A 22,779-nucleotide genomic window follows, 5' to 3' on the forward strand; every position below is an offset into this window, starting at 1 on the left:
CCTTGCATTATTGCAATGGTGTTTTTGAATTTAACTTTATCATTTGATTTTGTTATCTGAAAGGATTACACGTGTGTATTTGCTGCTACTAGCGAAAACGGCTTGAGCAACACTTAATGAAATTTCCATATTTTTATCTGAATATATTTCTGGAAAACTCATTGAGTGTTTACCTTCGTTGTATTTCTTCATTCGAGGTTCCATTATAAGACCCAATATATTCTTATCTCATAGTTTATATCTATTCATTATACTTTCATCATCTTTAACAACAGTGATACCATGGTCACTATCTTTAAGAGATTTTAAATATTCTTTGTCATATGTTGTGTAGTTATTATGTTTTAAATTAACATAAATCCCTTGATGTTTATATTTAAAATCTTTTAAAGGAGCTTCACCAGAAAGTTTATTATGACTAAGATCAAGTTTTACAATATTTCTAGGTAATCTTTTAAAATCAAATGAAGTTAATTCATTATTATTCAATATTAGTTTTATAGGGAATTCAAAGATTTTTCTATCTTGTTCAAATAAATTAAATACCTTTCATGGAAAAGAAGTTAATTTACTTCCAGAAAAATCATAAGTTATTTTCTGTCACACTTTTCCTTCTTTACCTTTAAACTTCTCAAGACCTTTTTCAATTCCTTCGTGGAATTTAGTGATGTCATCTAAAAAGCTTTTTGATAACTCTTTTGTTTTAGGGTCTATCAAATTACCTTTAGAAAAAACAAATTTCTTATCAGCTATACCTTGGTGAATCTCAAGATCTTCTGGATCTTTTTTTAATTGTTCATCTTCTCCACATGACACAGCAATAACTATTGGCAAGGCTATGGGTGCAACAGTTAATGTTTTTAATGTATTTTTAATTAATTTATTCATACAAGAATTATATACCTTCTTATTTTGGTGATTGTGTTTGATATTAATAAATAACCAAAGGATAAGTTCCATCTAATGTGGTATTAGGTCGTTATGATGATATTGCAATTTTTATCTTATATTGAACAAAGTAGGAAACACCTTTTGTCCAATGAGTATTTTATTAAGGTATTTAAACTTTGGGTTTTATCATATTTATCAATATATGATAAAAGTGATAATTTAAACCATATGATTAAGAAAGTCAAAGATAAGGAGTTTAATTCCAAGATAATTAAACATATCAATATCATTGTCTGAATATACTAAACATAACTGTGTGATATTTAGTTCTTAAACTTAAAAAGATAAAATAAGTCTAGGACTTTGTTTTCTTGTTATTTGTCAGCTATGTTCATAATATTTTTATTATAGTTATTTATTAAAAATTGGTTTTTATGTAATTTTAGTATATTTTCAATTGCGTATTTGGTATAATAATATTGATATCCCATTGCATATAGGTATCCTCTAATACTTAGAGGCCGGCATAGCGACCGGCATTTTTTTTATGCCTTTAAATAATCTTCGGAAGTAAAACCATTAAATTAAAATTAATATTAATGTAATAGTTATTGATTATAAATTTGCAATAAATATGTATCGGAACTTATCACCTTTATCCCCACCATATTTGCAATCACATTAAGCTTAATTCATTAAATATTTATTTAACATTCTTATTCAACACCTTAAAAACTCGTGTGTATAATACTTATAATGAAAACAAATGATCTGGACATTAAATTAAGACAAATGGAAGAAGCTTTTGATATTGTTGATCATCATTTAAAAAGATTATCAAACCTTGAGTCAAACCTCTATTCAAATAATGATAGATATAATGAACTTCAAAAAGCACACAATGTTCGTTTCATCACGAAATATGCACGAAATAAAGAAGTTGTACAAAAAGTTAGGCATTTCATGTCTAATAAAACCAACCATTTTGATCAAGAACTTTTCAACTTATTAAAATTTAAAGTCATGTTTAAAGGTGACAAATCAAAGAGTTATGCGGGACGAGCAAGTAATGAAGAATGAATGATCATCAATATGAAAAACGACCAAGTAGACCATTTCAATGATTGAAATTTTCTATTTAAAGTAACAGCCCATGAATTGGGACATATATGAAATTTCCAATTTGGTAAGTTGCTAGAAATGGATTATGATGAATTTGCATATGAGGTAGTTGTTGACTACTTACGTTTCCAAGGAGAAGTTATCCCTTTGGACAAAGAACGAAATTGAAAATTCTTAAAACCATTAGTTCGCGATAAGATTTCAAACTATTCTAAAAAGGATGTTATGGAATCTTTTGCAGAAATTTTTGCCTTCTCTTGCTTTTCAACCATAGTTTTAAATAAAGAAGTTGCAAAGTGAAGTTGAATACACTATTTTTTAACTACTGAAATGGTTAGAGGGGCACGTCATGCCATTGACAATTTAAACATAAGAATCAAGCAACACATACTTAAAATGTGTTTAACTAATTAAATATGTCATGCTTTTAACTTCAGAACAAGAAAAATACCAACATATTATTGTGTTGGTATTTTTTTATAAATTGTAAATAGCTCAAACAGGACAATGATTGGGGGTGGCTGATTCAATGTTTGTAAAGATTCTATTGTATGTATTTGCATACTTATCAACCTTTGTTCCTAAAGAAGTTGAATTAGTTAGATAGAATAATGTAGCACTCTGTAATGCTTTATAAAGAATAAAATTAAAGTATATGAAAATAGAAGAAAGCATCAAAACTAAAAAACGTGCCATTAAATTAAATAAAAAAATAGGTTTACACATAATAAGCTTACCAACAATTTTTTTGTTGGTATGATGCGTAGTTGTTATAGTACCTTTTTTCACTTACTTTTTCTTAAAAAAACCAGAAATAACTCAACCATGAATCTATAGTATTTTCGCTTTGATTGGGACAACCTTAATACATATTTCTCAAATTCTTTGATTATGTTTTAAGTATCTTTTTATTTATAAAAGAATAATCAAGGAATTGGGTGATAAGCCATCATATATTGAAATTATTTTACGTAATATGGGTTGACCTTCTTTGAAATTTAATGACAAAGAACTTAAGATGTGAATGAAAAAACCATTAATTAGATTGTGACCTTATATCCCTCCAATTGGTTTTTTATGATTTTTAATACTTGCCGCCTTCGCGTTTATCACTGGGGGTGATGGAACCTTCTTTTCCTCTTCCAAACTCTCAGACTTGAAAAAAAGAATCGAACAAGAAATACTTGATTATGAAACTTCAAATAAAAATGCTGATTAGTTATAAAGTTTACTTAAATGATAAGACTATAAACCAAATAAAGAAAAGACTATCTCTAGTCTTTTTATTTATAAGTTGTAAATAGCTCAAACTGGACAATGATCGGAGATGGCTGATCTTATTAAATTCTTATAATGCTTATTAGCATCTTGAGTTTCTTTTAATAAAGTTTGTTGATCAATAATATTGTCTTTAAAAACATTATATAGTTTATAGTAATCTCCAGAATTCGCTGAGGCAATGTTTGTGAAGATTTTATCGTATGTATTTGCATAATTATCAACCTTTGTTCCTAAAGAAGTTGAATTAGCACTTCCAAGTTTCAACATTGGTTTATAACCTTTATCAACTAAAGAATTGAAGGGTTCGTTTTTATATGTTGTATGAATATTTGTATCACCCATAAAGATCATATTTTTATTTGAACCATCATGTTGGTCAAATCAATCCATTACTGTAGGAAGATTTTTTGCTTCTCAAACCTCTTGAACACCATTTCCGTGTTGATCTTTTGTTTCTCCCTTACCTTTACCCGGACCATCTGCATGAATTATCGCAGCTGTAAATTCACTATTCTTAGTTTTGAACTTAACTCCGAAGGGAGGTCTTTTGTATTGCATTCCAGATAATTTTGGGTTTGCATATATTGCACCAGGTTCTGTAGTATTATCGAAGTTTTCAGGAGTATATAAATCTGATCTATATACAAATCCATAATGTTCGACAGTTGCACTCGAACCACCCGCAAGAGTTCCTGATTTATGTTTTGTATAAACTGCTTTTCAAGGGTTATTTGTATATTCTGATAAATAATCAGCAATTGTAGTAACAGCTTTTGTATCATCTACTTCAGCCAATCCAACCATTGTCATCTTGTTATATTTAATTACCTTAGCAATTGCAGAGTTCTTATACCCTTTGCCTTTACCATCGTTTAATATGTTTCAGAAACCTATTTTATATTCTCCAGTAGCTAAAGACTTTTCTGGTGTCTTGATTTCATCTTGTTTTGGTTTGTTAGAATCTGGCGCCTTAGTCTCATCTTTTTTTGAGTCATTAGGATTTGGTGTTTCAGTTTTATCTTTTTTCAGTCCACAAGAGATTGTTAATGCAATTGGCGTTGCAATCGCAAGTGGAGTTAAGGCATAAATAATTTTTCTTTTCATGTATTAATTATATTCATATATTTTAATTAGAATAAATTATTATTTCAATTCACCTACTTGCAACTATTGCATTAGCTTGGATTTATGATTTTGGGACAGCTAAGAGACTTAAAGATTCAAACTTTAAGTCTTTATCTAAAAAATGCACTTTAGAGCAAGGGCATACCTTCTATGTTGCATTAAGATATATTGGTGTTATTCACTTTATTATTAATAACTTCTTTATACTTATAAGCTTAATAGTTATCTTTATAGCATTCTTAATTTAGGCAGTAAAAAAACACCGCACATTATTGTGTTGGTGTTTTTAAAATTTATTATTTTCTTTAACCATTCTTTTCAACTTCTTTGACTTTTCAGGACTGAGGAATTTGATCATGTTGTTGATATCTTCCGGAAATAAAGAATATTTATAGTTTTTTTGTATTGGGACCAATTCAGCTTCTAATTGAGTATATAAAAAATTAGCAATTTTGTGTGTCATTCTTTTATTTATCATTCTAGTTATTGTTGAATATTCATCATTATTTAGGTGATTAGTTTTATTATTCACAAATAAATCAGAGAGTTTTTTTGAATATTTTTCAAAGCTACCTTCATCTATGTTTGATATAAAGTAAGCAACTTCTCATTTTGTTAATTCGATTTCCGAAAATGGTATTTCTTCCTTACAATTTTTGATCCACCTTCAAATATATCAATGTTTAATTTTCCTGATGAAGAACTCAAAAACATTTCTTTCTCCATTTTCTTTTTGAAGAAAATCAATTAATGTTTTAGGATCCTTTTCTTGTTGATTCACGAATAAGAAATAGATAATAGCCTCTGCATTTCATTGCTCTGTTTTTTTGTCGGTTAACTTATATAACTCAATAGCTTGATTAACAGTTGGCATCTTTGAGTTTCAGGTTGATTGATAACGTATATACAATTGTGCCCCTTCCCAAGTTTCATAACTCGAGTTATCAAGCACTTCTTTAAAATAACCAGGTTTCCATTTGTACACTTTTTCAAAAATCAAATCTAGCATTTCTTCGATATATTTATTGTTTCTTTCTTCTCTTTTATATATTTCCAATAATTTTGTTGTATCTTCATCGGCTCAAATAGAAAACCTGTCATAGTTTTGAATTTTTATTCGTTTTTTAAGCGTTTTAAAAATTTGTTGTTGTTTTGCATCAACCTCAAGAATATTTATTGAGTTTTGAATTTCTAACTTATTATCAAAGGCGGGTTTAATATCAAGATAGTCGTAAGAATAATATCTTTCATTTCCAAGGAGTCTATTACGCATTTCTAAAAAACAAATGTATTCTTCCAGTTCCATTTCTTTAATGCTGTTTTTTATATTGTTAACATAACAATGTTCTAATTCGGATATCCCATATAATATTTCAATATCCTTCAATGTATTATTTTCAGAAAGGAATTTTTGAAATGCATTTCAAAATTCTTTTTTGTTAAATTCTTTTTGTTCAACCATTTTATTAACTTGTTTTCAAGAATCTATATTAAGGATTTCTGTTTTACCATCAATTGGTTGACCATCATATTTAGAAAATGCGTCTCCCCCATCACTTCAAGAAGATATTCTATAATGATTTGTTTCAGGGAATGAAGAAAAATGGGTATTTTGTTTAGATATCTCTTTAATGAATTGTGTCTCATATTTTGTATTTAAAAATATTTGACAGAGTGTTCTGAGTAATAAAAATCTGTATGATTGGGCATATTGCATTTTTTCAACCATTTTTTCCATATTAGCAAAAGCCTCCGAGATATTTTCCACTTGTTCTAGGAAAGCATCTCTATATTTTTTTATTGAGAAAATAATTAAAACTATTTTTCTTATATTGTGATCGTTTTTTAAAGACATTATAAAATTAGGTAAAGATGTTATTCTTTTAGGAATTTCAATCCCATAGAAATCTTTTTTAAACTCCAGAGTCCTTTGTATTATTTTTGTTAAATTTCTTGAACCTTCCTCATAAAAAGTCGAATAAAGAAATCGTTCATTTTCTTCGTGATTTTCCAAGTCCAACAAAGTAAAATTTTTCACAACTTTATCAGCTAATGCTGTTCGTATATTTCTAGGTCTGGAAATGGCATTAATTATTAAATACTTTTGAATGTTTTTGTATTTATCAAAATCTATCTCTTTAAAATACTTCGTTATAAAAACGCTGGCACTAAAATCAAAACTATTATGGAAGTTATTATTTTGATATTTGATTGTTTTATCAAAAGTCTCCATAATTAATTCCAACTCTTTTTTATTCACTTCTTTTAATCAATGGAGGTTATTGATTGGAAGCGGATCGCAATTAAAAAAATATTTTTTCATCTCACCTTTTTTTATATATCCATCATTTTCCAACCAGTTTACAACACTTAAAAAATTAGGGGTCTGCAGTGGTTTTTTAAGCCCTATTTTCTTTTGAGCCTCTTCGAAAGTTAAGGCGCCTTTTTTTTCAAGTTTCAACTTACTTAAAAATATGTTGTATATGTCATTTGTTATATCATCACTAGTAAAGGCACTTCCCCCATCACTCTCTCCCGCTAGTATTTTCTTTAAATCGTCAGGAATATGAATAATAGATTTATTTAAAAGCTTCGTCATATACTCTCAAAGCTTTCTAAAATTTTTCTTGAAGCTAGATTCGTTATCGGTTTTTATATTAAGGATGTTTATATTCAATTCTTTATACATATCCCTTATTCTATTCTCTATAAATCTTTCAATAGGGAAATAACAAATTCAAAAAATCTCAACCATTCTATTCGGATCATTTTTAATTTTCGATAACGTTTGCAAAATATGTTCTTCACTTAATGAAGAACCGATTATAACTATAGTTTCATAACGAAATGCATCTCGCTTGTTATTTAAGAAATGTTCCAATACTTTTCTAACTCCAGATGTTTTTTTAACATAACTACCAAGTGAAAGTAATGTCTCCTTAGAATCTACATACCCTTCTTCATCCGCAAGACCATGAATATGATAGAGAAAATCATCATTACTCCTTGATGCTTCTGTTAAGTTAAAATTATCACTAATGGTGTTGATTGATTTTTTAAACAATACATCTTCTAGGACTCTATCGTAATTAAATGTCAAAGTTGAAATATTATTGTTCGAAGCAGCTTTTATTGTTTCATAACCTTTTTTGAATCATAAAACTTCAGACTGTGGCAAAGGTTTAATTTTCTTAATTGAAACTCTTTTTGAGAATGAAAGAGATAACTTGTTATTATTAAAATCATTTAAAAGCTGCTTCGCGAATGCTGATGAAATATTTTTAGATAATTCCGTTTCATCATTAACAAATTCCTCCAATGAATTTAATGCTAAATCACCTCAAGATTTAGCACCTTCAGCTATATTGTAATTAATTCCTGCACCAAACAAGAAAGTCACTTTTTTGTTTTTTATTGGAGCACCAATACGATTCGCAAGTATTGTAGCAGCAACTTTAATATTCTTTTTCATTTAACTCCTTTTTTATAAATTATATTGAAACTGCTGCATATTGTTGTAATTAGTTAAAAGTATTTATAATTAACCTATGAAAAATATAAAATTTACAAAAATAGAAAAACATAATTTAAAATCAATATTTGGTAATGAACCTCAATTTACCAAGTGATTTGAAGAAGAGGGTAAGAACTATATAGAAGAAACTCTTAGAATAGCACTTAAAGACATCCATACAGAACAACCAGTTGGAAATTACTACTTAGATGTATATGCAAAAATAGACGGCACAAATGATGGTGTAATCATCGAAAATCAATATGGAACTCAAGACCATAAACATTTAGGTCAATTATTAACTTATGCAGCCGGCTTAAGCACAAGTGAATCAAATGTTAAATATATCATTTGAATCGCTGAAAACAGCAGATCAGAAGCAGTTGCGGCGATTGATTGATTAAACAAGATATCTGGAGAACAAATAAACTTCATTGTTCTTGTACCTAATATTATTTCAATAGGCGAAGGAGAAAAGGCTTTCTACTTTGATATCGTTACCCAAGCTAATGACTTTGAAAAAGTTGCTTCTGCTTATCAATCAAAGGAACTTTCTGAAAGAAATAAAGAATACCTTGATTTCTGAACTAAGTTTGATAAATGAAATAAAAACAATGGATTAAATGTGGGCAAGGCAATCCCAGAGCAATATAGATATATTTATACACCAAATAATATAAGAAGATATATTGAACTTAGAGGCAGAGAAAATACCTTTGCAGTTAAGTTTGTTTCTTATACAAAAGAAGAACATATTTCATTACAAGATAATGTTGATAAAATATGTGAGCTTCTTGGTGTTGAAGAAAATCAAATTCAATTTGTTTCACTTAATAATAAAACAGAATGAGGATTTGCATTATTATCAAAATATCAATATCCAAAAGAAACAACTAAGGGATTTGAATTTTGAAAAGAGATGATTAATAAGATTGACTTGGTTAAAAAATGAGTTGACTCATTATAAAAAAACATGGCTTGCCATGTTTTATATTTTGTTATTGAACGTATTTATCCTTAAAATTTCTTTATTTTCGTCTATATTTTGGTAATCTTCACCAAATCTTTTCGCTATATAACTAAGTCTTCTCTGATCTTTTAAGAGATTAGCACGTATTTTTAGATTTGTTGGCCGAAGCTTAGTATCATAAAATATCCCATCTGGTTTTAGAATTAAATATCCCTTATCTCATAATTTGTGTGTGTTTGGATCTAAGAGTAAAGAATTCAGCGGATCGCTAATTGACTTATAATCTTCAACAGCTCTTGCTGAAGAGACTTCGTATATGTGCGCTCTTTCAAAAAAGGGGAAATGTATATCCTTTATTGATGTATAGTTTTCAATTGTTTTCATCATCTTTTTATAATATTCATCAACTTCATCAGAAAATTTTTGCCTTGCTTTTCTTGTTTCTAAATCATTTTGAGATATTTGATTATGCTTCTGATTAATTTGACTTTTAATTATTTCTTTTTCTTCTTGTTTTGAACCTTGGATAATATTATTATTTAATATATTTTTAATATAAAAGAAAGCTCCTTCAGTCCTATTATAACCACGTTCTTTTTCTAATTTGACAATTCCAGGAAAAGAGAGGCCCAATTTATTCATGAAAAATGTTTTTAATCCACTAGTAAGATATGCTTTTGTAGCATTATTAAAATAACCTCCAGCATTTAATAATATTTTCACATTATTTTTAGCTATATGTCCAACGTATAAGTTTTTATTTATATAAAAAGTTTTTTTGCCTAAAAACGGAGTTAATAATTTTGGTCCATAATTTATATTTACATCCTCCGGAGAAATAGCAAGGTTGCCCCCGAGTATTAAGCCCCATAAGTTTCATAAGACTGTACTGAATTTCTTATTATCAACAATTTTCTGAGTTCCAATAGTCATAGTATACAAATCTTTAGTTTTGGTTAATTTAAATTCGTATTCTGAATTTAATATATCTTTTTCTTTGATAAATTCCAATAATTTCTCTTTTACTTTTGAGGGATAATAATCGAACGATATTTGTTCTTCAATTTCGCCCTCAATCATTAGTATTTTCTTTAAATTTTTCGACATTTTTTTATAAATCTTTTGTGCGATTTCCTTTGATCTATCAAATTTAAAATACACTTCATCGAATTTATTCCCAATATATTTATCAAGCTCCGGTTCAAAGGAAGCATACTGTGATAACCTATATAAGCTTTTGCTATTTTTACCGGAAGATTTAAAAAATAGGGGTAAGAAATTTGAATTTAATTCATATGCATCGTTAAGCTCTTTGTTTATTCTTTCTGGATTCTTTATTAATTGAGTTGAAAATAAGTTGGTAATAAATATCCCATCTTGGAAATCATTTATTATTTCATTCTTGGAGATTCTTTCTCCTTTAAATCATTTATCAAAATTTTCTTTGAAGTCTTTTGTATTCTTTTCTCTATAAATAAATGAAATATTTTCAGAATTTTTATTCATTATTTGGCTTTTGATCGTTATTTCTCCAGTAAGTATTTCAAAAATACCAATAGCTAATGAAATGAATATCTTATCTCTTATCGTACCAAAAACCAGGTTCTCCCTATTTTTATTCTTATTGTTTATTCTTGATATTTCTTTTGAGAAATCAACTCCATTTTTAAAGAGTTTTACTAAATCACTATTATTTTTTGTTTCGACGAATTCCAAATGAATTATATCGCCTTCTTTGAATAGTTCTTCAAATAATTTAATTGTTGTTTTAGGTGTTAAACCTGGTTGTTGTAATGAATTGGGTTTTAAAATTATTTGTTTCATATTCTAAATACCTCATCAAAGATTGGCAATAAATTATTAACAACAATAGAATTGCCGGCCATTTCATAATAAGAACGAATTCCATAACCTAATTTTTTTATAGAAATTCAATCCTTGTCATCGAATCCCATTATTCTTAGGCATTCTCTAGCTGTGAGAAATCTATAGTAATAATTATAACCCTTGAAATCTGGCCTATATTCCTCAACTAACTTTAGAACGTTTTCAAATTCACTAACATTAATCGTCCCTGGTGATGGTGTCCTATCATGCTTTTTCGTTAATGTATTTGTGTGTGAAAATCGAGTTTCTAACAATTTAGGAACTTTTCTTCTCATACTTTCTCTTGAAGGTGTAGGTTTAACCATAGCCATAACTTGTTCAACCTCATATTTCTTTCTCTCAATTATTTGTTCTAAAGTTTTTGTTCTAAAGTTGTATTTTTCAAAATAAAGATCTATCAATTCTTTTTCTTCTTTAAATTCAGCTCCGCCTAAAACAGATAATGCAAAAACTCTTTTTCTTGATTGTGGAATGCCGAAATCAAGGGCGTTACATTGGTATGTTTTTGTGACATAACCCATTTCCCTTAAGGTTCCTATTCATTCATCATAACCTTTTTTAAACTCTTTGTTTTTAACCAATTGAGATACATTTTCCAATAAAAGAAACTTAGGCAATTTATTAGAATTTATTTTGTTTATACCTTTTATAAGTCTTTCAACCTCATACAGAAGACCTGATCTTTGACCTTTTAAGCCAGTTTTCATTTTTGTGAATTGTGCTCCAGTAGAGATATCCTGACAGGGAAAAGAATAAGTAATAAGATTCGCTTCTCTGTTAATAATTTCTTCGGGTTCTATATCTAAAATTGAGCCCATATTTTTTGTATTTTCATTAGCTCATAATAATTCCGAAAGAAATTCTTGAGATTTAGAATATAAACTTCTTTCCGTCACGGGAGTTTGACCATCATTAGAAAAAACCATCTTTCTCTCTTTGATTATTTTTAATAATTCTTCCTTAGTTTTTTTTGTAAATTTATTCATCCCCTTGTGGTGAATTTTATTATAAGCCAATATTGATTTTATTGCTCACTCAGAAGTGCCGACGATTTCGAAGTCATTACCATATGTTTTTTTTATTATGTCAAGAGCTTTGTGTTGCGCACCAATACCTGAAAAAAGCTCTATCACCTTAAGTTTATTGTTATTTTTCATATTAATATTTTAACAGTTTTTAACTATTTTGGAACTTTATAATACTACTTTCTTCGTGATAAGAGTTTAATTCTCATTTTCAAAAGACTTTAGTTGTATATTCAATGCGAAAACTCAAGATTATTCTTTCGGTTTTATAGATGCACACTGCTTTGTATTTGTACAAATGGCTTCCTATGTGCTTATCCATAAATATAATTTAATTGTTTTATTTAGCTAATTTTATACACATTGATACAAAGTGTTCGTATGCATGGTGTCAGATAAAGCAACTATTTTTATCATTTGAACAAAACTGAGTCTTAAACTAAGACTTCTTTACTGGGTAATTCTATTTCTTTATGCCCCTCATCTTTAAGGAGCTTATAATAACTTTTGATGGCCGATATCATAAACCTCTTTGTATTTATTAAATATTACACTAACTAATAACATGCTTTTATAATCTAATTTATACCTTTCCAATAACTCAGCATATTTTATATATATATATTTCAATTGTTCTATATGAATAGTTCTTTATTTTTTCTAAAAATTTTTATATGTCATATTTAAATAAAAAAAGACCACCTGGTCTTTATGTTATTCTTTGTTTCCTTTGTTTTTAATAATACTTTTATTTATATAATTTTCCTTGATATGAAGCGACACTAAATTCAACATCTCTCAATATTATTTCTGCCGGAATAATTCTAATATCCTTATTTTCTACGTAAAATATAACGAACCGCTTAAGATCATTTGACTTTAGCCGTTCCATTTCATTTGTAGAAATATGAAAACTTATCTTTTTAGATGATACTATACTTTTTATTTCAATTGTAGCGTATTCTTTATTATTTTTCTTTATCATCAAATCATAACCAGCTCTAACATTAGTTTTGAAAGTTTCCTCAATCTCTATCTTATCTTCTTTATTAATATCAAGTATTTCAAACACTTCGCGATCATATGAATTTATAGCATTCATCATTAATTTGTAAGTATCATTTTCAGCGATCCTACCATTCTCTTTCATTGTTTTACGATCTTTTTCTTCACTTGTAGAATCTTTTGAATATCCACTTCTTTTAGTTGGTGATTTCTTAGACGCTAAGTCTTTATATTTACTTGAAAAAATAGATGTTTTATTTTGAGGGGTTATTGTTTGATTTGTTGTGCCCAACAGTAAAGAAAAATGTTTTTCAAATAATTCAAAATTCTTCCAAACAATTCTAGCTGGGTTATTTGAGTTTGTTTTCTCACCATTTTCTTTCATAACTTCAACAACATCATTTTCATTTTTGCATGATTTTTCTTTAATAAAGTGAAAATTATAGATTATCGCTTCAAGCGTTTTCTTGAAAATTTTCCCTCCGTTGTTATAGACATTTTTTATATTTTTGAATACATTTTCATCTTTTTTAAAATATTCGTCCTTTTCATTTACTGAATTAATTTTTGTAAATTCAATTTCTTTATTTTGTAATTTTTGAGCAAAGCTTATCATTGTATTGCTTTGGAGTATTTCCTTTGACATGGGAATAAAACCCATTAGATACGCACTTAAATAATTATAGAAAAATGTATTTAGCGCGATTCTTCTTTCTTTATTATTGATCTTAATCTTGATTTTATCAGTTCCTGTTGATTCAATATTTTTAATATCATAAGTATTAAATTTATATTCCTTATTAAATTCAAATTGAAAAGCGACACTGTAAATTCCTTGAGATTTTTTAATTTTTTTCATAATATGCCTCTTTCGTATAATTAAATTATAAACTTAAGTTTTTAAAATACCCCAATACAAATAAAAAATCATTTCACTAACGCATAGTTCAATACTCCACTAGTATATTGCGGAGATAACGTTAAATAATAAAATAACCAACAATAGAAAGAAAGCATAAGTGAACAGTTTTGTATCTTAACATCTTTATTCTTAGAACTGAAAGGTCTTTAATAATAAATTAAAGATTCAACAATGCAAATGGAAAAAACCAAGAATAATCTTGGTTTTTATTTATACAAAGCACATACTGGTTTTGTATTTGCTAAGAAGACTTTCAACAAAGAATAATATAGATATGAATTTAATTATTCTTTATTATTAGAGTTAAATGATAATACTCATTATCAAGAACGTTTAGATAATAAAAAGGACTTATTATGTAAAGATAATGGAAGAACACTATTGAGAGTTAAAATGCAACTAATAAAAATTAGGGAGTTATTCTTGGTTGCTCGATTATAATTTAATTGATTTAAATATCAAGAATATGTACACGCAATTTATGAATGGAGAAGCCAGTTATGGGAAAAAATAAATTAATAATTTACTACGGAAGAAACGCCGCAGGTAAAACACGTTTTTTTAACAACAATAAACTTAATAAAGAGTTTATAACTATTGATAATATACACGAAGAATTAGAATTTAAATTACAGTATGGGCAAAAAGAATTAAATGAGATCGAGGCTGAGTTTCAAATTTTAATTAATAAAATTTTAGAAAATTGGTGAAATGATTCTTATGATTTTTCTATAAAGAATTTTTTAAAGAAATTCCCTTTCTTAAATTCGTTCCAAGAGTTTTACAAAGTTTATATAATGGAAGGTTCCAATCAAGACGAAATGTTTAATCCGTATTTTTATTTCTTTTTTGATTCATTAGTTAATCAATTAATACCTTTATTAAATGAAGATAGAACTTTATCTAAAAAAATAATTGATAATGTAATAATAAATCGTTTTAAAAAAGACATATCAAAATGAACTTCCGTCCAAGAGTTTTTGAATTGCGATCATTTAAACTTTGCGAATATCGAACCTTTGTCAAAAGAAGAAACAGAACATATTATTTTTAAAGAAATTAACAAGATACCCATCAAGAACATTAGAGATGTAAATTTTATACAAAAATTACAAGAAGAAGAGTACTATGTAAATTTTAAAACAAACAAAAATTTAATAGGGGATCTGTTTTCATTGGATAAGGGTCAAGAATTGAGCAAATTAATCCAAAGATATAAAAATGTTTCAAATTCAAATAACAAAAAGAATTTCCAAAAATGATTATCACCAATAATGAACTCTCCTTATTTCGAAGATATCGATAAACAAGAAGAAGATGGCGTTATTTTACTTTCTTCTAATAATAAGTTTTCTAGAGGTCAAATGTCTGTTTTTAACCTTATAAATGTATTGGGGATGGCTGAAATTAATAATAAAGAAATTATTATAGATGACATGTTCGAATCTTTGGACGCAATTAACTCGAGATATGTCTTTGAATTTCTATTAACTCAATGTAGTATCACCAAAAATATAAGCCTTTTAACTCACGACATAATAGATATTTATTTGAATGATTCTTTCAGAAAAAATAAAAATAACGCTAAATTGGAATATAAATTTATAAACTCCAACGGCGATGTAAAAGATGGAGGACCCTTAACTTATTCTTATGCTTGAGGTTGTGGAAACGCTAACAAAAAAGATGACGATCTTAAAAAAATTCTAGGAATAACATACAGGGTTATGAATAGACAACTCGGTAAATACCATAAATTCTTTACTTCAAAACGAAAATTAGCATTAGAGAAACATTATGACATCGGACAAACAATATTTGACCATATTTCAAATACATTTTTCCATAAAAGAAATAAAATTAATCCATATTTCTTTGGTCCCTATAAGAACTTTATAAAATCATTCCAATATTTAGATATTACAAGATTTTCTACAGAAATGATTCAAAGAATTGAAGCGATAGAAATTAAAAATAAGGGGAAAGTTAAATACAAGGTAGCCTATGATTTCTTAAAAGAATTTTGACAAGCTTTGATCGATAGATTAAACAACAAAAATGTGGAACTTAATTCTTCTATCTTACATGCTTCTGATTTGACGATAACGTTAGAGTAAACATTTAAAATAATCAACTATAAAAATAAAGATACAAATGCAATATATAACAAATAAGAAAATCAAGGAATTATCCTTGATTTTCTTATTTGTGAAGCAACATCTTAATATAGTTGTTAAGTCTTTTATCGCAATCTAGATTTTGATCCATGATTATAAAACTCAATTCCTTTAAGTTGAAACCTTCCATTTTCTTTCTGTACTTTCTTCTTATTTTTAGCGAATGTATAAAATCCACCTCATTAGCAATAATACATTTTAAATTCAATGCTTTAAAGAAGTTGGAAATAGGTTCGAAAGAACCTCCACTTTCAATTTCAGCATTTTTAAAATCAAACATTGATTTTATCTCATTTGGCAGAATCATGATATTTACACCCACAAAAACCATCTTATTATCCTTTAAAAATATCTTGATTTTTTTGTAACTATGATTAACTCAAATTCTCCCATTATATACAACACCTTCTTTGAATATATTTTCTTTTTGATTTTTTATAGCTCACAAACTAAGATAATCACAAAACTTTTTGTGATCAATTTGCATAAATGCATTATTGTTAAAATCATTTGTTAATATTTTGAATTCATCCCCAATATTTAAAGCGGAGATTCGGAAAGAGTCTTCGCCAATAACATCAATTCTCTTCTCAATTTTTATATCTTTTTTTAACAAATGAATTAATCTTCTTATTTCTGCATTTGTCATATCGAAAACAAAACCTCATTCATTCGGATTATTCACCTCACCAACAAACACATATTCTTTCATCCCTCCAAATATTTCGGTAAATACACGCTTCTCAAAAAGATCAAAAGGTATATATATTCAATCTCAGTTTTTATTTTCTACACTTTTTTCAAATCCGATATGCAAAGGCTTTCATAAATCGAATATTCTTCTTTCCGCAATTATAGAATTCATTTCTTCTTGATTTATCAAAGGATTCATTTTTAATATAGAGTTAATTTTAATTGCATGAGCAACAAAATAAGCTATCCCGAACGCAATTACCACATACATCGATCAAACCAATAAGTGCAAGGGAGAATTTTGCATATTTTCAAGCTGCAAAATTAATCAAATACCAGGAACGCCAATAATCAATAGGAAACCTAAAAATTTAGTGAACATTTTTATTCAGAATAAATCCCAATCCCCTTTATTGAATTTAAAGGAGATTATTTTTATCCTATGAAATCTTTTTAATTCATTATTTGTTTTAATATATATACCAAACATAAATATATTTCAAAATAAAATAGATGTGCCAACAATATAAAATATTCAATTGCCAGAAATTATCGTTGCTATCTTTTGATTTTCCCCGCCCCTCCACAAGGGAATACTCCAAAGCACCAAGCCGGATGCATAAAATAAATAATTTGCTATCATTCTTCCGGCCAACAACAAAAATTCTTTTGGTGATAAATCACCTTTTTTACTTCTTTTTATAAACTCTTTTAAAAACATACCAAATAGACCAGTAATAAAAATACTGAATATCGACATCATCACATTATTCATATGACCTCCCATTACAATTATAAATATTTGACGTCAATTCCAAAGAATCTTAATGGTTTAATTATTGTAAAATGTACACCAACTTTACATTTTTAACAAAGAATAATATAGATATGAATTTAATTATTCTTTGTTGTTAGAACTTGATAACAACACCATAATATGCATTGTGGAGAATGTTCATATAATAAAATGACGCTATTAAGAGTTGAAATATAGCAGCAAGAAAATGGGGAACACTTCCAAATACCATGCTTTTAATGGTGTGTGAATGTCAATTTATTCTTATACCACTCTTTTAAAGGTTTTTTGAAGTATACATCCACCCTGCGACTTGTTTTAAAAAGGCTATATTTTGTTATAGTTTCTTTTATGACAATAAAAATTAAAAAAATAAGTATGGGATTAGGCGCGTTGATTACAACTGCGATGATACCCATTGTAGTTACGGCTTGTAGCGAACAAAATAAAGGTGAAACAACTTACATAAACAAAACATTTAATTCAATTAGCGAAGCTCAACACGGTATCTGATTTGATTTTGCGCACCTAGCAACACACCACGGTTCTATTGTGTTTAATGAAAATCTAAATATTACAATTATTAATAATGGAGTTAATATTAATTTCAAATTTCAAAGAGGGGAAAATAGAGAGAATTTAACTAATTATTTACATAGTAGTTTGATTCAAGTTGCACAACAAGTAAAAAATGACGTAAATATTTTAAGCTTCTTAAATAGCGATTACTTATGGGATATGGCAGTCTTAAGTCGGACACCCAAAAATGGTTCATTGGATATAAATGATCCCAAAATTACAAAAGCACCTTATATTATTGCGGCTAACATTTCCAATTGAATGAATCCTTGAGATGTGTTGGTTGATTTTGAATTAAGTGATGGACAGATTTTATTCGGTGTTTATAACTTCACAAAAGGATTAGAAACACATATTTCTTTTTCAAATACCAAATGAAATAAACTCCCATGAACTCAACAACCTAATAACAAAACTAAATCAGTTGAAAATATCTTTATGGGTAAATAAAATTTTAAAAACCAAGAATAATCTTGGTTTTTATTTATACAAAACACATACTGGTTTTGTATTTACTAAGAAGACTTTCAACAAAGAATAATATAGATATGAATTTAATTATTCTTTGTTATTAGAACTTGATGATAATACTCACAATACATACTATAGAAATTTTTATACAGTGCATGATTTAAATATATAAAGGTGAATAAAAATATGCTATATGTTTTTAAAATTAAATTTAAAACATTTTATTAAAATGAGATAATAAATAAATGTCAAAACAAAAATTTTACGCTAAAATGAACGAGCAATTATCAAAAGATATTAAAGAGGGTAATATAAAAAGGATCCTTATACAAGGTGAATACGGGGTAGGGAAAACAACTTTCGCAAAAAATCTCTGTGAGTCTATGGGTTATAGAGAATTAGAATTTATAAAGAATAATAATCATTCCGATAACAACAAAGAGTACAAGATTGTTGATTGTGTGCTGAGGAATGATGACCAGACATTCATGCAACAACTAATTGAAAATGAATGAAATGGAGAAAAAGACGTAATTCAATTGGAAAAACGCAAAAGAAGGCACATCAAAAAGGATAAACTAAGCACTCATTTAACCTTTTTATTTGGTTCATTAATAACTATAATCTTAGGGTTGTTTACCCTCTATGCACCCATTACTGATAAATTTAGAAAAAACCACCATTGACTAAACTGGAATGTATTTTCTCTCCTATTAATAAGTTTAATAATTTTAGCAATGATTTCAGGTATCATCTTATGATTACAAACTAGAAAAATTATGGTTAAAAAACCGAAAATCTTAATTATAGATAATATTGATAGGTGTGAATGAGAATTTATTGTTAAATTACTTTCGTTAATAGAAACTCTACAGGATGTTATTGTTATTTCTATTTTCGATTCTGAAAGATTAAGGATGCGGTACAACGAATCATTTGGAGGAAATTCCACCAATATAATGGAGGAAATAGAGAAATCTTTTAAACTTCAAATAAACCTTAATGATTATTCAAAAACGAACATTCCTCTTTTGTTTTCTGAAAACGATTTTATCGATAAAAGATCAAAGAATTACTTTTTGAATTTCTTAGACGTTTTATCAACGAATGAAAATTTTAATCCAATTAATTATAGAAATATTAATAAATTACACAAAATATATTCAAGAAATTGATCGGCGATTAATCACATGGGGTTGAACCCACTGCACTTTATCGTTATTCAATACATTAGACTAGAAAATGAATATTTATTCAGAAAGTTAGAAAAATGTTCTATTGAAAGCCTTTTGGATGGACCTTTATCATTAGGGAATATACAAGATGAAATTAGAAATAAAAAATTAAAGAAAGAAAAAATTAAAGTAGAAGATATGGAATATGAAGTTGGTTATAAATATTCTAAATTCGATTTATCATGAGCGGTCCAACGCTCTTTTAGTGATTTAAATAACAACTTTGAAATATTTGATATATTTGAAAAAGAGAATTTGTTATTTCTAGTAAATTACTGAAGAATTGAGAACGATGATCCAAAAGTTCATGAAAAGAAAATTAATGATAGATTACAAAGATATTATTTTTATGATTATGATACTCAAAGAGAATATGATGAATACAAAGAGTTCATAAATGCAATACCTACAACTATTTTTGACATAAATAACGAAAAAAAGATCCAATGATTTTTCAAAGAACTATCTGATAAAACATTAGAGGGTAAGTTTGTAAGTTTTATGAATCTATACATTGGAGCATGTTATGAAAAAATAAATGACTTAGGTTTATTGCATAGAGTTTTGAAAGAAATTATTAAGAATTGAAATGATTGAATAGAATTCATTTCATTCCTGAAAAATTCTCATTACATGAACGAAGAAAAATTTGTAGCTCTTTTATATGCATCATTTGTGTTTAATAACTATTTTATCGAAGTGGATGTTCAGACTAGAAATGCAAAAAGTATGATTTATATAGTTAAGGATTTCTTAACTGGAAAATCAGCTCAAGACACATTTTACGAAGTTAATGAACATTCCCTTTCACGAAGTAAATGTGTCTTTTTAAAAGATTTAGAAGTATATCAAGAATTCACAAATATTGTCCTAGAGCAACTAGTAATTGATGTTGAAAACTTCAAAAAAACCAACCCTTTTATATTTGAATTAAATAAAATATTTGCAAAACAATTAAAATTCAATTATTTAGAAAAGCATATTGAAAACTTTAAAATGTTTCCGAAATATCCAAACCATATAAATGCAACTTTAATAATGGATTTATATGGCTCTGAACCCAAATTAAAGCTTTTCTTAAAAAAATATAAAATGCTTGAAGTTGATATTTTTGGGGATGTAAAAAGAGAGATTTCTTACAAAGAATTGTTTCCTCAAGATATCCGCAATTAACCCGCCTAACAAAAAAGTAATTGTAGAATCGCAATAAAAAACCAAGAATAATCTTGGTTTTTTATTTATACAAACCACACGCTGGTTTTGTATTTACTAAGAAGACTTTCAACAAAGAATAATATAGATATGAATTTAATTATTCTTTGTTATTAGAACTTGATGATAATACTCATAATACATACTATAAAGAATGTTTAGATAATAGAAAGAACTTATTATGCAAAGATGGAATGTAATTAAATTTAAAACGGTTATCTCCATACTAAAGTATTGAATTATAATAATTTCAACGAAGGAGGAAAAATGATTTTTAAAATTATAGAATTTATTGAATCAGAAGGAGAAACAAAAATTTATAGAGGAATTGATGATAATGGTAGGTTAGCAAATAGAATAATAAATTGTCCTGACTTAATTATTGGAGAAAAAATCAGGGTTAAGCGTTTATTATCGACGAATCCCGGAGTTAGTGAAATGGAATATTCATTTTCAGAAAAAATGAACTTTAAATAATTTTTTTGTACTGTTTACATTAGCGCTAAAAACATATTTAAAATAATGATCTAACTTTATTTTAAAACCCAAGAATAACCTTGGGTTTTCTTATACAAAATACATGCTAACTTCACATTCACAAATTCACAAAAGTCAGTTGCGACAAGAAATGAGGTAGATATGAATTTAAATATATTAAAGATGCCCTACTTTTACTTCACACTCATGATAATGTGTGCTATTCATATTTATCTAAATGCCCACTTTTTATCGATAAGTGATGTTTTTTTATAATTAAGTGTATTGAATTTCACTATAAGCGACCTATTATTTTAGTTAAGTGCTATAATAATTAAAGATTAGATAGGAGACTATATGAAAAAAGAGTTATTAGATTTAAGCAAGGTGATTGAAAACCTCTCATCATCCGATGCAAATAAAATTTTTACCGCATTAAGGGGTGAAAAATTAAAAAAAGAGGAAATTATTTTTTTAGAAAAGAATTTCGCAACAAAGCACAAAAGGATTTATTCGACCGATACTTCGAGAAATACTGGGATTAATTTTATTTATAAAGCAGAGTTAAATAAATTGAATAAGATTTTTTCTGATAATAAATTAATAAAAGATGTTAATGGATTTAAAATATTATTACACGGGGAAACTGGAACTGGTAAAACTTCGTTGGTGAATGAGTTATCGAAAATTTGAGATTTAAATATTAGGAAAATAAATACTGAAGAATTAGTAAATTACAGAATGGGTCAAACCCAATTAAATATTATAAAGCTTGCCCATGAAATAAATATAGAGTCAAAAGGCGAGAGAATGTTAGTATTTATGGATGAAATTGATTCCTTGGTATCAAAGCGGGATGCTTCAAACGACGTTGGAGAGCATGGCAGGGTTGTGGCAACCTTCATAAAATTTATAGATCTTTTAAAAGAAAACATAATATTTGTTGGCGCAACAAATATTATAAATCTTATTGATGAGGCTATTTTAAGAAGGTTTAACATAAATATTGAAGGTAAAAAAATAAGTGTAACCAACTTTCTGCAGATTTTAGAAAATGAAGGATTCGAATATTCCCATAGAAAATTCTCGATAATAAAAAAAGAATATCAAGAAAAGTATTTTACTATTTCAGATTTAAACTCATTTATAAATAATTTTAAAATAGAATCTTTAATATTTAAAGATCTTGATATACACACATTCTTTATTTTTAAATTTAAAGAATTATTAAAAATTAAAGAAGAATTTATTTCAGATAGAACAAAAGTTTTATTAAAAAGAATAGGGGAACAATATGGAAAACTATAGGGTTAATAATGAATTTGGTAAAAAATATAAAAACCACCCTGGAGGAGGTGTTAAAACACCAGAAAAAAAGAAACTTTTTAAGTTGGCTA

15 protein-coding genes are annotated in these 22,779 nt (G+C 27.3%); 8 read left to right on the top strand and 7 right to left on the bottom strand.

Going from position 1 to position 22,779, the window contains the following annotated elements:
* Positions 1-36: 36 nt before the first annotated feature.
* Entirely contained in the window at positions 37-888 is an 852-nt protein-coding gene (locus tag C4B25_RS00100) for a hypothetical protein (RefSeq protein WP_131613036.1), read from the bottom strand.
* A 759-nt stretch (positions 889-1,647) separates the two neighbouring features.
* Here C4B25_RS00100 and C4B25_RS00105 point away from each other — a divergent pair.
* Both C4B25_RS00105 and C4B25_RS00110 read left to right on the top strand, forming a co-directional pair.
* Entirely contained in the window at positions 1,648-2,427 is a 780-nt protein-coding gene (locus C4B25_RS00105; RefSeq protein ID WP_131613037.1) for a hypothetical protein, read from the top strand.
* A gap of 241 nt (positions 2,428-2,668) precedes the next feature.
* A complete protein-coding gene (locus C4B25_RS00110) occupies positions 2,669-3,232 on the top strand; it encodes a hypothetical protein (protein WP_131613038.1) in 564 nt (187 codons plus the stop codon).
* Between the two features lie 68 nt (positions 3,233-3,300).
* Here the strand turns inward: C4B25_RS00110 and C4B25_RS00115 are convergent, their stop codons facing one another.
* Positions 3,301-4,398 (bottom strand): endonuclease/exonuclease/phosphatase family protein, encoded by a 1,098-nt coding sequence (locus C4B25_RS00115; protein WP_131613039.1) that lies wholly within the window; start codon positions 4,396-4,398, stop codon positions 3,301-3,303.
* Between the two features lie 307 nt (positions 4,399-4,705).
* Complete coding sequence (locus C4B25_RS00120; RefSeq protein WP_131613040.1) at positions 4,706-7,891, bottom strand: SIR2 family protein; 3,186 nt, start codon at positions 7,889-7,891, stop codon at positions 4,706-4,708.
* Between the two features lie 76 nt (positions 7,892-7,967).
* On the opposite strand from C4B25_RS00120, the gene C4B25_RS00125 reads away from it, so the two are divergent.
* Positions 7,968-8,900 (top strand): hypothetical protein, encoded by a 933-nt coding sequence (locus tag C4B25_RS00125; RefSeq protein ID WP_131613041.1) that lies wholly within the window; start codon positions 7,968-7,970, stop codon positions 8,898-8,900.
* A gap of 21 nt (positions 8,901-8,921) precedes the next feature.
* Here C4B25_RS00125 and C4B25_RS00130 read toward each other — a convergent pair whose 3' ends face one another.
* The 3 genes from C4B25_RS00130 to C4B25_RS00140 form a co-directional block, all read right to left on the bottom strand.
* Positions 8,922-10,727, bottom strand: coding sequence for an HNH endonuclease signature motif containing protein (locus C4B25_RS00130; protein ID WP_131613042.1), 1,806 nt, complete (start codon positions 10,725-10,727; stop codon positions 8,922-8,924).
* A complete protein-coding gene (gene dcm / locus C4B25_RS00135) occupies positions 10,715-11,947 on the bottom strand; it encodes a DNA (cytosine-5-)-methyltransferase (RefSeq protein WP_131613043.1) in 1,233 nt (410 codons plus the stop codon). Before dcm ends, C4B25_RS00130 begins: the two co-directional genes overlap by 13 nt.
* Before the next feature lie 616 nt (positions 11,948-12,563).
* Positions 12,564-13,679, bottom strand: a complete 1,116-nt coding sequence (locus C4B25_RS00140) for a protein NO VEIN domain-containing protein (RefSeq protein ID WP_131613044.1) — start codon at positions 13,677-13,679, stop codon at positions 12,564-12,566.
* 563 nt (positions 13,680-14,242) lie between these two features.
* Between C4B25_RS00140 and C4B25_RS00145 the strand changes: the two genes are divergently transcribed.
* Positions 14,243-15,859 (top strand): hypothetical protein, encoded by a 1,617-nt coding sequence (locus tag C4B25_RS00145; RefSeq protein WP_131613045.1) that lies wholly within the window; start codon positions 14,243-14,245, stop codon positions 15,857-15,859.
* Positions 15,860-15,944: 85 nt separating this feature from the next.
* Here C4B25_RS00145 and C4B25_RS00150 read toward each other — a convergent pair whose 3' ends face one another.
* A complete protein-coding gene (locus C4B25_RS00150) occupies positions 15,945-17,387 on the bottom strand; it encodes a hypothetical protein (RefSeq protein ID WP_131613046.1) in 1,443 nt (480 codons plus the stop codon).
* Positions 17,388-17,759: 372 nt separating this feature from the next.
* Between C4B25_RS00150 and C4B25_RS00155 the strand changes: the two genes are divergently transcribed.
* The 4 genes from C4B25_RS00155 (at position 17,760) to C4B25_RS00170 (ending at position 22,690) form a co-directional block, all read left to right on the top strand.
* Positions 17,760-18,437, top strand: a complete 678-nt coding sequence (locus C4B25_RS00155; protein ID WP_131613047.1) for a hypothetical protein — start codon at positions 17,760-17,762, stop codon at positions 18,435-18,437.
* Positions 18,438-18,703: 266 nt separating this feature from the next.
* Positions 18,704-20,866 carry a P-loop NTPase fold protein gene (locus C4B25_RS00160; RefSeq protein WP_131613048.1) on the top strand — a complete coding sequence of 721 codons (2,163 nt, stop codon included), beginning with the start codon at positions 18,704-18,706 and terminating at the stop codon, positions 20,864-20,866.
* A 306-nt stretch (positions 20,867-21,172) separates the two neighbouring features.
* Positions 21,173-21,382: a hypothetical protein gene (locus C4B25_RS00165; protein WP_131613049.1), complete on the top strand. Its 210-nt coding sequence runs from the start codon at positions 21,173-21,175 to the stop codon at positions 21,380-21,382.
* Between the two features lie 357 nt (positions 21,383-21,739).
* Positions 21,740-22,690 carry an AAA family ATPase gene (locus tag C4B25_RS00170; RefSeq protein WP_131613050.1) on the top strand — a complete coding sequence of 317 codons (951 nt, stop codon included), beginning with the start codon at positions 21,740-21,742 and terminating at the stop codon, positions 22,688-22,690.
* Positions 22,691-22,779: the final 89 nt, after the last annotated feature.

It is taken from the genome of Mycoplasma todarodis (assembly GCF_004335995.1).
Taxonomy (GTDB): domain Bacteria; phylum Bacillota_I; class Bacilli_A; order Mycoplasmatales; family Metamycoplasmataceae; genus Mycoplasma_K; species Mycoplasma_K todarodis.